The organism is Rhizobacter sp. P2_H2 (genome assembly GCF_056403375.1).
In genome coordinates, this window is the sequence record NZ_JBFUFP010000058.1 from 1 (window position 1) to 13,424 (window position 13,424).

At 70.9% G+C, this 13,424-nt stretch carries 13 protein-coding genes; 5 read left to right on the top strand and 8 right to left on the bottom strand.

Annotation, left to right across the window (positions count from 1 at the left end):
- Positions 1 to 203 precede the first annotated feature (203 nt).
- From AC1D15_RS06275 to AC1D15_RS06285, 3 genes are read right to left on the bottom strand one after another with little or no spacing between them, the layout of a single operon-like run.
- On the bottom strand, positions 204 to 881 hold the full coding sequence (locus AC1D15_RS06275) for an HAD family hydrolase (protein ID WP_477825326.1): 678 nt from the start codon (positions 879 to 881) through the stop codon (positions 204 to 206).
- Between the two features lie 17 nt (positions 882 to 898).
- Entirely contained in the window at positions 899 to 1,570 is a 672-nt protein-coding gene (locus tag AC1D15_RS06280; RefSeq protein ID WP_052212938.1) for a formylglycine-generating enzyme family protein, read from the bottom strand.
- Positions 1,567 to 2,370 (bottom strand): sulfotransferase, encoded by an 804-nt coding sequence (locus tag AC1D15_RS06285; protein WP_047510362.1) that lies wholly within the window; start codon positions 2,368 to 2,370, stop codon positions 1,567 to 1,569. The genes AC1D15_RS06280 and AC1D15_RS06285 overlap by 4 nt, the downstream gene beginning before the upstream one ends.
- A gap of 263 nt (positions 2,371 to 2,633) precedes the next feature.
- On the opposite strand from AC1D15_RS06285, the gene AC1D15_RS06290 reads away from it, so the two are divergent.
- From AC1D15_RS06290 to AC1D15_RS06305, 4 genes are read left to right on the top strand one after another with little or no spacing between them, the layout of a single operon-like run.
- The gene (locus AC1D15_RS06290; protein ID WP_477825327.1) at positions 2,634 to 3,581 is read left to right on the top strand and encodes an ABC transporter substrate-binding protein; all 948 of its coding nucleotides are present in this window, start codon (positions 2,634 to 2,636) and stop codon (positions 3,579 to 3,581) included.
- Between the two features lie 18 nt (positions 3,582 to 3,599).
- Positions 3,600 to 5,042: a sensor histidine kinase gene (locus tag AC1D15_RS06295; protein ID WP_477825328.1), complete on the top strand. Its 1,443-nt coding sequence runs from the start codon at positions 3,600 to 3,602 to the stop codon at positions 5,040 to 5,042.
- Positions 5,039 to 5,491 (top strand): response regulator, encoded by a 453-nt coding sequence (locus tag AC1D15_RS06300; protein WP_047510357.1) that lies wholly within the window; start codon positions 5,039 to 5,041, stop codon positions 5,489 to 5,491. The genes AC1D15_RS06295 and AC1D15_RS06300 overlap by 4 nt, the downstream gene beginning before the upstream one ends.
- A 25-nt stretch (positions 5,492 to 5,516) precedes the next feature.
- Positions 5,517 to 7,502, top strand: coding sequence for a hybrid sensor histidine kinase/response regulator (locus AC1D15_RS06305; protein ID WP_477825329.1), 1,986 nt, complete (start codon positions 5,517 to 5,519; stop codon positions 7,500 to 7,502).
- Here the strand turns inward: AC1D15_RS06305 and AC1D15_RS06310 are convergent.
- Entirely contained in the window at positions 7,474 to 8,397 is a 924-nt protein-coding gene (locus tag AC1D15_RS06310; RefSeq protein ID WP_477825330.1) for a nucleoside hydrolase, read from the bottom strand. The two genes, AC1D15_RS06305 and AC1D15_RS06310, sit on opposite strands and share 29 nt — an antisense overlap.
- 5 nt (positions 8,398 to 8,402) lie before the next feature.
- Entirely contained in the window at positions 8,403 to 9,317 is a 915-nt protein-coding gene (locus tag AC1D15_RS06315) for a LysR family transcriptional regulator (RefSeq protein WP_047510354.1), read from the bottom strand.
- A gap of 115 nt (positions 9,318 to 9,432) precedes the next feature.
- Between AC1D15_RS06315 and AC1D15_RS06320 the strand changes: the two genes are divergently transcribed.
- Complete coding sequence (locus tag AC1D15_RS06320; protein WP_477825331.1) at positions 9,433 to 10,203, top strand: SDR family NAD(P)-dependent oxidoreductase; 771 nt, start codon at positions 9,433 to 9,435, stop codon at positions 10,201 to 10,203.
- A gap of 18 nt (positions 10,204 to 10,221) precedes the next feature.
- Here the strand turns inward: AC1D15_RS06320 and AC1D15_RS06325 are convergent, their stop codons facing one another.
- From AC1D15_RS06325 to AC1D15_RS06335, 3 genes are all read right to left on the bottom strand, one after another.
- Positions 10,222 to 11,196, bottom strand: coding sequence for an ABC transporter permease (locus tag AC1D15_RS06325; RefSeq protein WP_465111966.1), 975 nt, complete (start codon positions 11,194 to 11,196; stop codon positions 10,222 to 10,224).
- Positions 11,193 to 12,302, bottom strand: coding sequence for an ABC transporter permease (locus AC1D15_RS06330; RefSeq protein WP_477825332.1), 1,110 nt, complete (start codon positions 12,300 to 12,302; stop codon positions 11,193 to 11,195). Before AC1D15_RS06330 ends, AC1D15_RS06325 begins: the two co-directional genes overlap by 4 nt.
- Positions 12,299 to 13,424 (bottom strand): ABC transporter ATP-binding protein (locus AC1D15_RS06335; RefSeq protein ID WP_477825333.1); only part of this gene is annotated, 1,126 nt, incomplete at its 5' end. The genes AC1D15_RS06335 and AC1D15_RS06330, both read right to left, overlap by 4 nt.

The following is a 13,424-nucleotide window of genomic DNA, read 5'->3' on the forward strand; positions in this document are numbered from 1 at the left end:
GGGGTGGCGCGCGCCAGCGCGCTTCGTAGACTGACTCATCGGCTGTGTCTGACCACAACGAACGAAGTGAGTGGAGGGAGTTTGCCGATGCACCCCCGAAGCCGAGCCTCTTCGTGCAGTCGGCCCGCCAGGGCCGACCGCCCCAGCCGAGCCCCCACAGCCTGCCCCCGGCCGCCCTGCCCACGCGTCACACAAGAGAGGCCTCAACACCTCACGCCGTGAAGATCCCGCACGCTGCGCTGCCCCGTGGCCCCATGCGCGCCAGCCCGGTCCAGCAGCAGCGCCTGCAGCCCGGCCGCGAGGGCGCCCTCGTAGTCGAGCGTCGGCGAATCGCCCACCATCAGGCACTCGCCCGGCGCGATCCCCAGGTGCCCGGCCACCCGCAGGTAGGCCTGCGGATGCGGCTTGCTGACGCCGGCCTCCTCGCCGATCGCGACATGGTCCACCGCGTCGCCCAACCCGGTCGCAGCCAGCTTGCGGCGCTGCCCGTCGGCGGGCCCGTTGGTCAGGATGGCCAGCTGCAGGCCGTCGCGGCGCAGGCGCTCGAGCGTCGGCCACGCATCGTCGTACAGCTTCGGGCTGTCGTTCACGCAGTCCATGAACACGCGGTTCAGCTGCGCCACCAACCCCTCGCGCGGCACCAGGCCCAGGCGGTCGAACGGGTCGGAAAAACGCCGCATCCGGTACTCCTGGCGCGTCAGCCGGCCCTGCTCGAACTGCATGAACAACGGCCGGTCGACCTCGCCGCAGGCCTGCAGGAACGGCGCCGCGGCGATGCCTTCGTCGGCCAGCACCTCGGCGAGCAACCCGTGCGCGACCAGGCGCGTCGACGCGAAGTCGATCAGCGTGTCGTCCAGGTCGAAGATCACCAGCTTCGTCATCTTGATCCGCCCTCGGTTCATCCTCGGTCGTCCCAGACCGGCCGCAGGCCGATCGTCGTCGTGCCCAGGCGCCCCCACTTGCCGCGGCTCGCGCGGATCCGCAGGTGGCCCGCATCCTTGCTCCACGCCCCGCCCTTCACCACCCGCTCCATCGGTTGCGCGGCATCGCGATCGTGCAGGTCCTGGCACCACTCGCCCAGGTTGCCGGCCAGGTCGAACAGCCCCAGCTCCGACGGCGGAAAGCTGCCGACCACGCTGGTGCCGCCGAAATGCTCGTCGAAGTTCGCAAGCACCGGGCTCGGCGGCGCATCGCCCCACGGGTAGACCCGCAGCGGATCGTTGTTCGACGCCACCGCCTCCCACTCCGCCGCCCATGGCAGGCGTGCACCCAGGTGCGCGCAGATCAGGCCGGCCGCCGCCCAGTTCAGCCCGAAGACCGGATGCTCGTCCAGCGCGGGGCGGCAATGCCAGCCGACCCCCTCGCGGTCGAAGGCCAGCGGGTTGCGCGGGTTGCAGACGTTGACGAACCGGTAGCCCTCGCCGGTCTCGGGCGGCAACTGCATCTCGTTGAGGATCTCGGCGGCCACGCGGCAGGTCAGCAGCGTGCGGGCGACGCGCAGGCGCCGCCCCGCCAGCGGGCCGGACGCCACCGTGAAGCCGACCGCGTCGTTCAGGTACTGCTCGATCATCGTGCTTGTGTTCTCACCGCCTCCTGCACCTCGTCGATCAGCGCCAGCTGCGCCTCGCCCAGGTGCTCGCGCCAGCCATTCTCCACGTCATCCAGCGACCGGTACGACGAGAACAGCCCGCCGCGCGTCTCGGCCTGCCGCGCATGGATGAACGCCGCGGCATCGCCGGCCGCCTCGGCGCCGAGGAAGGACACCAGCTCCCCCACCACCCGCACCGGCTCGCGCGAGATGTCGGCCAGCTCCACGCTCAGGTGCTCGAAGTGATGCAGGCAGCGCCGCGCCAGTTCGTAACGAAGCGCAACGCTCATCGCGACCACCTCGGTCGTGCGCATCGCCGCATCGGCGCGCGCGACCCGGCTCACGTAACCCGGAACCTCGCGCATGAACGCGCCGGTGACGAGCTCGGAGTAGCTCCACAGCGTCGTCAGCTTGCTGCGCAGCACCGACGAGACGATGGCCCGCGGATCGCGCCGCAGGAAGATGACGCGCAGCTCCGGCAGGAAGGCCTTCAGCCAGCCGAGCTTGCCGAACAGGCAGGTGTCCTTGAAGCCGATCACGCGGCCGCGGCGCGATTGCCCGAGGTAGGCCTTCAGCTCCAGCAGGAAGCCGCGCACCGTCTCGCTGTCGCGCAGGCTGGCATGCAGCAGCGCGGGGTCGTGGTCGTCGGCGCCCCACGGCACCAGGTCGTGCTCGCGGAAGAAGCGCGTGTGCATCGACAACGGCTCGTTCAGGCATTCGACGCCGGCGCATGATTGGAGGACGTCGTTCAGGAAATTCGAGCCCGAACGGTGGTGGGCCATCACGAGGAACGGGGGGCGTCTGTCCGATGGCCGCTGATCCAGTTGCTCTGGTTCCCCGTGAACTACCGGCGTGCGCGCCATCGAATCCCTATTGCAACTATTGTTCTTCAATCGTACGCTTGGCTCGAATTGCACTGCAATCCTCAGTGTGAGGGGAGGGGCTGATGAACTCGCCAGAAGTTGCAGCGCCATCGAAGGGCATGGGCCGCCTGCCGCTTCTGATCGCTGCCGTCGCGTTGGCCGTGGGCCTCGTGACCGTGGCCATGACCTGGCGATATCGTACGACGCAGGCGCACCGGCCGGCCGCGATGGCCGTGCGGCTCGCGCTCTCCAGCACGCCGCACGCCGCGCTGCTGATGCTGGCGGCCGAGAAGGACTACCTGCGCGACGAAGGCCTCGACGTCACCATCGTGCCGGTCAGCCACGGCAAGATGGCGCTCGATGTGCTCGGGCGCGGCGAGGTCGACCTGGCCACCGCGGCCGAGGTGCCCTTCGTCACCGCGGTGCTCGACGGCCAGCCGATGAGCATCCTCGCGAGCATGCTGAGCGTCTCCGACGAGATGGCGGTGGTCGCGCGGCGCGATCGCGGCATCGCGACAGCGGCCGACCTGGTCGGCAAGCGCGTCGGCGTGCCGCGCGGCACCAGCGCCGACTACTTCCTGTCGGCCCTGCTGATCCGCCACCGGTTGCCGCGCGACAGCGTGACGCTCGTCGACCTGCCGCCCGGCCGCCTCGCCGACGAGCTGGCGCGCGGCCGCATCGATGCCGCCTCGACATGGCAGCCGGTGCGCCGCGACGCCGAATCGGCGCTCGGTGCGCAAGGCATCACGTTCACCGCACCGGCCGCCTACACCGTGAGCCACGTGGTGGTGGGCCGCAGCGACTACCTGCGCGAGCATGCCGAGGTGTCGCGCCGCTTCGTGCGCGCGCTGCTGAAGGCGGAGCGCTTCAACCGGCTGAATGCGGACGAGTCGCTGGCCATCGTCGCGCGCCGCCTCAAGGTGGAACCCGCCACGCTGCAGCCGGGCTGGAAATCGCTCGCCTTCCGCGTGAACCTGCTGCAGTCGCAACTGGTCACGCTGGAGGATGAAGCCGACTGGACCACCACCGGGCGTGCCGCCGCGTCGGCACCGACGCCCAACTTCCTGCCCCACCTCTACCTCGATGCCTTGCTCGAGGAGCAACCCGACCGCGTCACCGTGGCGCACTAGACGGATGACCGACACCGAATGAAGATCAGTGCCAAGGGCTGGCTCGCCACGACCACGGGCCTGGGCACGATCGCCCTGCTGGCCGTGATGATCTGGTGGGCCAACGGCGAGGTCGAGGCGGCCGACCAGCAGCGCCGCCGCATGTCGGACGTGGCCCGCGTGCTGAACGACCTGCGGCTCGTCACCTTCGAGTACGTGCTGTACCGGAACCAGCGCGCCTACGAGCAGGAGCGCCGGGTGGCCGAGCGGCTCGAGCGCGCACTGGACGCACCGATCTTCTCCGAGCCGGAGCCCTCGGAAATCCTCGCCGACCTGCGCCGGCGCAGCACCGAGACGCGTCAGTTGTTCGAGGAACTGCAGGCCAACAGCAACCAGCGCGCCGTCGACGAGAACACGCAGAAGCTCTACGAGGAGCTGATCTCGCGCAAGCTGCTGGTGCTGCACCAGGAGAGCCTGGTCGATACCTTCCGCCTGCTGGATTTCTCCAACGCGCGCATCGCGTGGGCGCAGCATCGCGTGGTCGTGGTGATCGTGGTGGGGCTGGCGCTGATCGCGCTCGCCACCGTCGCGGCCGGCTGGCTGATCCACCGCGGCGTGCTGGTGCCGATCCAGCGCCTGCAGCAGGCCACGCGCGAGGTCGCGTCCGGCAACTGGGCGTTCCGGCTCGACATCGGCGGCCACGACGAGATCGGCGAGATGTCGCGCAACTTCGACGCGATGACGACCACGCTGCGCAACTCGTTCGCGCAGATCGAGCGCAGCAACCAGGAGCTGGCGGCGCTCAACCACGAGATCGAGTCGTTCAGCTACTCGGTGTCGCACGACCTGCGGGCCCCGCTGCGCAGCATGGACGGCTTCTCGCTCGCGCTGCTCGAAGACTACGGCGACCGCCTCGACGACGAAGGCCGCGAACACCTCTCGCGCATCCGTGCCGCGAGCCAGCGCATGGGCCGGCTGATCGACGAACTGCTCGGGCTGTCGCGGGTCACTCGCACCGAACTGGTGCTGCGCAACGTCGACCTCGGCGCGATCGCCCGCGACATCGCGAACTCGATGCAGAAGATGCACCCGGAGCGCGCCATGCGCTGGGAGATCGACGAGGGCCTGATCGTGCATGCCGACAAGTCGCTGATGCAGATCGCGATGCAGAACCTGCTGGAGAACGCGTGGAAGTTCACGTCGAAGACCGCCGATGCGGTGATCCGGGTCGGCAGCACCGTGAAGGACGGCCGCCCGGTGTGCTTTGTCGCGGACAACGGCGTAGGCTTCGACATGACCTACGCCGACCGCCTGTTCGGTGCCTTCCAGCGCCTGCACCATGAGACCGAGTTCCCGGGCACCGGCATCGGCCTCGCGATCGTCCACCGCATCCTGCGGCGCCATGACGGCAGCATCTGGGCCGAGGCCCGGCCCGGCCAGGGCGCCACTTTCTACTTCCACCTGCCTGGAGTCCCGCGATGAGTGAACAGAAGGCCATCCTGCTGGTCGAGGACAACGACGACGACGTGGCGCTGACGCTGCGCGCCTTCAAGCGCAGCCACCTGATGAACCCGATCGACGTCGCGCGCGACGGCGTGCAGGCGCTCGACTACCTGTTCGCGCGCAACGCGCACGAGCACCGCGCGTCGCAGCCGCTGCCCGCGCTGGTGATCCTCGACCTGAAGCTGCCGCGGCTCGACGGCCTGGGCGTGCTGAAGGCGATCCGCGCCGAGGAGCGCACGCGCCTGCTGCCGGTGGTGATCCTGACCTCGTCTAAGGAGGAGCAGGACCTGGTGTCGGGCTACTCGCTCGGCGCCAACAGCTATGTGCGCAAGCCGGTCGATTTCGTCGAGTTCATCGAGGCGGCGAAGGTGCTCGGCTTCTACTGGCTGATGATCAACCAGCTGCCGCCGGACCGTTCGCACCCCTGAGCCGAAGCTTCGAGGCCCCCGCACGATGAGCATGCCGGTCAACATCCTGGTGGTGGAGGATTCCGAGGACGACGCCCGGCTGGTCGCCCGCGTGCTGAGCCGCGGCGGCTTCGCGCCCACCTGCAGGCGCGTGCAAAGCCTGGCCGCGTTGCAGGAAGCCTTCGACCAGCAGCGCTGGGATGCCGTGCTGTCGGACTTCCGCATGCCGCAGTTCAGCGGCATCGAGGCGCTGCAGGCCTTCCGCTCGCGCGACCTCGACATCCCGTTCATCTTCGTCTCGGGGACGATCGGCGAGGAGATCGCGGTCGAGGCGATGAAGGCCGGCGCGAGCGACTACGTGATGAAGCAGAACCTCGCGCGGCTCGCACCGGTGCTCAAGCGCGAGCTGGCGCAGGCGGTGATCCGCGCCGAGCACCGCCAGGCGCAGCGCGACCTGGAGCTCAGCCGCGACCGCTACATGGACCTCTACGAGCTGGCGCCGGTGGGCTACCTGACGCTCGCCGCCGACGGCCGCATCGAGCAGCTGAACCTGAACGGTGCCGACATGCTGGGCCTGCGCCGCGATGCCTCGGCCGGCCTGCAGTTCGCCGACTTCGTCAACCCGGTGGAGCGCGAGCGCTGGACGGCGCATTTCGAGCGCGTGCTGCAGGACGGCGCGCGCCAGCGCCTGGAACTGGCGCTGCACCGCCCCGATGCCGACGCGCTGCACGTGCAGCTCGACTGCATGCGCGTGGGCGGCCTGGGAGCGGAGACACCGAGCATCCGCGTCGCGATCACCGACATCCACGAGCGCAAGGAGGCCGAGTCGGAGCTGATCCGCTACGAGGCGCAGCTGCGCCATTCGCAGAAGATGGAATCGATCGGCACGCTGGCCGGCGGCATCGCGCACGACTTCAACAACATCGTCGGCGCCATCCTCGGCAACTCGGCGCTGGCGCTGGAGGCCGTCGGTGCCGACCACCCGGCCGGCGCGCTGCTGCGCGAGGTGCACAAGGCCAGCCTGCGCGCCCGCATGCTGGTGCGGCAGATCCTCACCTTCAGCCGGCGCGAGCCGCAGGAGCTGCAGACGCAGTCGCTGCGGCCGGTGGTCGACGAGACGCACCAGCTGCTGCGCGCCACGCTGCCGGCCGGCGTCGAGCTGCAGACGCGCATCGCCGACGACCTGCCGCAGGTGCAGGCCGATGCCACGCAGGTGCAGCAGGTGCTGATGAACCTCTGCACGAATGCCTGGCATGCGCTGCGCGGCGGCGTCGGCCGCATCTGCATCGGGCTCGACGGCGTGGAGCTGGATCCGGCGACCTGCCAGCGCCTCGGCGGCTTGCACCCGGGCCGCCATGCGCACCTGTGGGTCAGCGACGACGGTGCCGGCATGGACAACGCGACCCGCGAGCGGATCTTCGAGCCGTTCTTCACGACCAAGCCGGTCGGCCAGGGCACTGGCCTCGGGCTCTCGGTGGCGCACGGCATCGTCGTCGCGCACCACGGCGCCATCGCGGTCGAGAGCGAGCCGGGGGTCGGCACCACGCTGCACCTGTACCTGCCGGTGGCCGACACGGCCGGGGCCGTGGCACGCGCGCCGCACGTCCAGCAGGCGTCGGCAGGCCACGGCGAGCGCGTGTTCTACGTCGACGACGACGAGACGATGGTCATCATGGTCGAGCGCCTGCTGGCCCGCGCAGGCTACCGCGTGCGCACGTTCAACGAGGCGGCGCTGGCCATCGCCCAGGTGCGCGAGCACCCGCAGGAGGTCGACCTGCTGGTGACCGACTACAACATGCCCGGCAACTCGGGCATCGAGCTGGCGCGCGAGCTGGCACGCATCCGGCCCGACCTGCCGGTGGTGMTCAGCTCGGGCTACATCACCGAAGAGCTGCGGGCCGAGGCCCGCGCGGTGGGCGTGCGCGGGCTGCTCGAGAAAGAGAACACCTTCGAGGAGCTGGGCGCGCTGATCGCCCGCATCCTGGCCGGCCCGGCAGACGCCCTCAGGGCAGGCGAGCCAGGCGCTGCCTGAGCAGTGCGCGCAGCGCGTCGGCATCGACCGACGTGAACACGTCGACCGGCGTGCCGAAATCGTCCCGGGCCAGCGCGATGCGCTTGGCCGACAGGTGGCCTTCGGTGAGGCCRGGCCGCCAGTCGACCTCGACCCGGCAACGCTCGGACGCGAAGAGCTCGGGCGCCAGCAGCCACGCCACCGGGCAGGCATCGTGCAGCAGCGGCCTGTCGCGGCGGAACCCGCGGATCAGGTCGCGCGCGACCGGGCCGCAGCGGTTGCCGAGCGTGCCCAGCGAATCGACCCAGTCGGCCGGCATCGCCGCCTGGCGCGTCACGTCGAGCCCGAACAGCAGCACCGGCGCGCCACTGCCGAGCACGGTCTGCGCGGCCAGTGCATCGGCATGGAAGTTGAACTCGGCGGCCGGCGTGATGTTGCCGTCGCAGAACGCGGCACCGCCCATCACGAGCACGCGCTTCGCGCGCTGCAGCAGGCCGGGGCGCTTGATCTCCGCCAGCGCGAGGTTGGTCAGCGGCCCGATCGCGACCAGCGTCAGGCTGCCGGCGGGCTCGCGCAGCAGCGCCTGCTCGATCACGTCGACCGCGTGCTGCGCGGTGGGGGTGCGGCTGCTCGGCAGCTCGACGCCGCCGAGGCCGTCCTCGCCGTGGACGGTGTTGGTGCGGGCCCGCGGCATCGTCAGCGCATGGCTGCAGCCGGCGTGCACGGGCACGTCGTGGCGGCCGGCCAGGTCGAGCACGCGGCAGGCGTTGTCCGCGGTCATCACGACCGTGCGGTTGCCGGCCACGGTGGTGACGCCGATCAGGTCCAGCTCCGGCGCGCCGGCGGCCAGCAACAGCGCGAGGGCATCGTCGATGCCGGGGTCGCAATCGAGGAGGATCGGCGTCGGGGTGTTCATGGCGGTCATTGTGCAGCGGCCTCTGCCCGCAGTTGCGGCTCGACCACCTGCGCGATCCAGTTCAGCACCGCCTGCACCCGCGGCGCCAGCTGGCGGCGGTTCGGGTACAGCAGCGACACCGGCATCGGCGGCGCGACGAACTGCGGCATCACCTCGACCAGCAGGCCCTGCGCGACCAGGCGCCGCGTGCCGAAGGTCGGCGCCTGGATCAGGCCGAGCCCGGCGAGGCAGGCCGCCTGGTAGGCATCGGTGCCGTTGACGACCACCGTGCTGCGCATCGGGTGCACGCGCGTCACGCCCTCCTCCTGGTATTCCCAGCCGGCGCCTTGCGTGCCGAGCTTGGCGGCATAGTGGACGATGCGGTGCCGAGCCAGGTCGGCCAGCGTCGTCGGCGTGCCGTGCGCGGCCAGGTAGGCCGGGCTCGCGACGTTGCCCATCGTCAGCACGCCGAGCGGCCGCGCCACCAGCTCGGCATCGGCCAGCGACCCGACGCGCAGCACGCAGTCGAAGCCTTCGCGCACCAGGTCGACCTGCCGGTCGGTGGTGCTGATGCCGACCTCGAGCAGCGGGTGCGCCGCGAGGAACTCCGGCAGGCGCGGGATCACCAGCTCGCTCGCCAGCTTGTTCGGCAGGTCGATGCGCAGGCGCCCCTTCAGGCCGCTGGCGACCGGCTGGAACATCGCCTGCAGCTGGTCGGCATCCGCCAGCAGTTCCTTGCTGCGTGCGAGGAAGACCTCGCCATCGGGCGTCAGCTGCACGCGCCGCGTGGTGCGCTGGAGCAGGCGCGCGCCGACGCGTGACTCCAGCTGCAGCACCACGGCCGAGACGCGGCTCTTCACCAGCCCCAGCTGCTCGGCCGCCTGCGTGAAGCTGCCCAGCTCGGCCACCCGGGCGAAGATGCGGAGCTCGTCGAGTTCCATCGCGTCATTGTCCTTTTACGAAGAACAGTCCTGTCATTCAAGGCGACTTTATCCTCTGCAAGTGAACTCCTAAAGTCCCCTTCACCGCAACCCGTTCCCTCTGAAGGAGACCGACATGACCGCATCGACCACCCCCCGCATCGCCCTGGTCACCGGCGGCAGCCGCGGCCTCGGCCGCAGCACGGCGCTGGCATTGGCCGCGCAAGGCAGCGACGTGATCCTCACCTACCAGAGCAGCGAGGCCGAGGCGCACGCCGTGGTGCGCCAGGTCGAGGCGCTCGGCCGCCGGGCCGTCGCGCTGCAGCTCGACGTGGGCGACAGCAAGCGCTTCGCGGCCTTCGCCGAGACGGTGAAGAAGGTGCTCGCGAGCACCTGGCAGCGTGAGCGCTTCGACCACCTGGTCAACAACGCCGGCATCGGCCTGAATGCGCCGATCGCCGAAACCACCGAGGAGCAGTTCGACCTGCTCAGCAACATCCACCTGAAGGGCACCTTCTTCCTGACGCAGAAGCTGTTGCCGCTGATCGCCGATGGCGGGCGCATCGTCAACATCTCGACCGGCCTCGCGCGCTTCACGTTCCCGGGCTATGCCGCCTATGCCGCGATGAAGGGCGGCGTGGAGGTGCTGACGCGCTACATGGCCAAGGAGCTCGGCCCGCGCGGCATCAGCGTGAACGCGCTCGCCCCCGGCGCGATCGAGACCGACTTCCGCGGCGGCCAGGTGCGTGACGACAAGCAGGTCAACGCGCACATCGCCGGCGTCACCGCGCTCGGCCGCGTCGGGCTGCCGGACGACATCGGCGGCGCGGTGGCCGCGCTGCTGGCCGACGGCAGTCGCTGGATCACCGGCCAGCGCATCGAGGTGTCGGGCGGCATGATGCTGTGAGATGCAGGCCGCGGCGCTTCAGCGCTCCTTCACGTAGGCCCGGCCGAGCGCGCGCGGCGCCTCGGCCCGGCCGAAGAAGCCGGCCAGCAGCACCACCGTCAGCAGGTAAGGCAGTGCCTGGATCAGCTCGACCGGCACGCTGCCGAGGCCGGGCAGCTCGACCCCCTGCAGCCGGATCGCGACCGCATCGAGGAAGCCGAACAGCAGGCAGGCGACGGCCGCGCGCAGCGGGTGCCATTTGCCGAACACCATCGCGGCCAGCGCCATGAAGCCGCGGCCGGCCGTCATGCCCGGCGTGAACGACGCGTTCTGCGCCAGCGCCAGGTAGCCGCCCGCCGCGCCGCACAACACGCCGGCCAGCAGCACCGCGCCGTAGCGCAGCGCGCCGACCGAGATGCCGGCCGCGTCGACCATCGCCGGGTTCTCGCCGACCGCGCGCAGCCGCAGCCCGAAGCGCGTGCGGTACAGCAGCCACCACGAGGCCGGCACCAGCGCCACGGTGACCCACACCAGCAGGTTGTGGCGCAGCACGCCCTCGGCCAGCAGCGGGCCGATGACGGGCCAGCCCTGCACCGCGTTCGCGGCGTCGGGGAACAGCGCCATGAAGCGGCTCGCATCGCCGATGTTCGGCGTGCGCCCGCCCTGGTGGAACCAGACCAGGCCGAGCACCACCGTGAGGCCGGCGGCGATCACGTTCAGCGCGACGCTGGAGACGATCTGGTCGCCCCGGTGCGTGACGCAGGCCCAGGCGTGCACCAGCGCGAGCAGCGCCGACACCGCGATCGCACCGGCCATCGCCGGCCATGCCGGCCAGCCGATCGCGCCCAGGCAGGCGGCGGCGAACGCGGCCGCGAGCATCTTGCCCTCGAGCCCGATGTCGATCACGCCGGCGCGYTCGCTGAACACGCCGGCCAGCGCGCACAGCACCAGCGGCACGGCGATGCGCAGCGTGGCGCCAAGCACCGATGCGACGATCAGCCAGTCGTCCGTCATGCCGCGCCCCTTGCCAGCCGGCCATACAGCCACGCCACCGGCGGCCGCAGCATCAGCGACAACGCGCCGCAGAACAGCACGACGAAGCCCTGCACCGCCACCGACATGTCGCGCGTGAAGGCCGGCATCTCGAACACCAGCTCGGAGCCGCCCTGCGCCAGCGCGCCGAACAGCAGCGCCGACAGCACGATGCCCACCGGGTGGTTGCGCCCCATCAACGCGACCGCGATGCCGGTGAAGCCCGCGCCGGCGACGAAATCCAGCAGCAGCTTGTGGTGCACGCCGGCGATCTCGTTGACGCCGACCAGCGCCGCGAGCGCGCCCGACAGGCACATCGCGATCACCGTGAGCCGCCGCGGATCGATGCCCGCATAGCGCGCCGCATCGCTCGCGAGACCCACCGCCCGCAGCGCATAGCCGAGCCGCGTGTGCCACAGCAGCGCCCACAGGCCCACGCAGGCCAGCAGGGCCAGCGCGAACGCGAGGTTCAGCGGCGTGTCGGGCCACTCGATGCCGATCGCACCGAACATCGCCTGCGCGCTCGGCAGCACCGCGCCCGGCGCGAACAGCCGCGACTCCACCGCCTGGTTGCCCGGCACCTTCACGACGTTGACCAGCAGCCACACCATCAGCGTCGACGCGAGGAAATTGAACATGATCGTCGTGATGACGATGTGGCTGCCACGCCGCGCCTGCAGCCACGCCGGCACGAACGCCCACGCGGCCCCCGCCGCCAGCCCGCCGGCAATCGCCAGCGGCAGCAGCAGCGCCGGGGCGAGCCACGCGTCGCCCGCCAGCAGCACGAGGCCGACGCCGAGCCCGCCGACCGTGCCCTGCCCCTCGGCGCCGATGTTGAAGTGCCCGCAATGGAAGGCCACCGCCACCGCCAACCCGGTGCAGATGAAGTTGGTCGTGTAGTACAGCGTGTAGCTCCACGCGAGCTCGCTGCCGAACGCGCCCTGCACCAGCAGCTGCACCGCGGTGAACGGGTTCTGCCCGATCGCCCAGACCACCAGGCCGGCAGCGAGCAGCGCCATCGCGACGTTCAACACCGGCAGCAACAGCACGTCGATCCAGCGCGGCAGCACCGCAGGCACGTGCTTCATGCCGGCACTCCGGTCGCCCGGGCATCGCCCATCAGGCACCCCAGCCGCGTCTCGTCCGCCTCGTCGCGCGCGACCTCGCCGGTGATGCGCCCGCCGCTCATCACGACGATGCGGTCCGACAGCGCGAGGATCTCGTCCAGCTCGGTCGACACCAGCAGCACCGCGCAGCCGGCATCGCGCAGCCCGACGATGCGGCGGTGGATGGTCTCGATCGCGCCGATGTCGACGCCGCGCGTCGGCTGCCCGATCAGCAGCACGCGCGGCGCGCGCCGGAACTCGCGCGCGAGGATCAGCTTCTGCTGGTTGCCGCCGGAGAACTTCGACGACGCGAGCCGCTCGTTGCGCGGCCGCACGTCGAACTCCTCCATCATCTGCCGGCACTGCGTGCGTGCCTGCGCACCGGCAATGAACGGGCCGCGCCGCAGCGCCGCATCGTCCACGTAGCCGAGCAGCGACGACTCCCAGGCCTCGAAGCCGAGCACCAGCCCGAGCCGGTGGCGGTCTTCCGGCACGTGCGCGATGCCGAGCTCGCGCAGCCGGTGCGGGTTGCCGGGGTGCGTGGCGTCGATGTCGACCCGGGTGCCATCCTCGCAGGCAATGGCCAGCCGCCCCTGCTGCAGCGGCTGCAGCGTGCTCAGCAGCGCCAGCAGCTCGCTCTGCCCGTTGCCCGAGACGCCGGCCACGCCGACGATCTCGCCGGCATGCAGGTCGAGCGACACGTCCTGCAGCCGCAGCACGCCGCCGGCATCGCGCCAGCTCAGGCCTTGCGCCTGCAGCCGCAACTCGCCGCGCTCACGCGCGAGGTGCGTGCCGGAGCGCTGCACCTGGCGGCCCACCATCAGCTCGGCCAGTTCGGCCTCGGTGGTCTGCGCCGTCTCGCGGTCGGCGACGACGCTGCCGCCGCGCATCACCGTGACGCGGTCGGTCACCGCGAGGATCTCCTTCAGCTTGTGCGTGATCAGCAGCACCGTGACGCCGCGCGCCTTCAGCGTGGCGAGCACGCGGAACAGCGCTTCGGTCTCCTGCGGCGTCAGCACGCCGGTCGGCTCGTCGAGGATCAGGATGCGGGCACCGCGGAACAGCGCCTTCAGGATCTCGACGCGCTGCAGCACGCCCACGGGC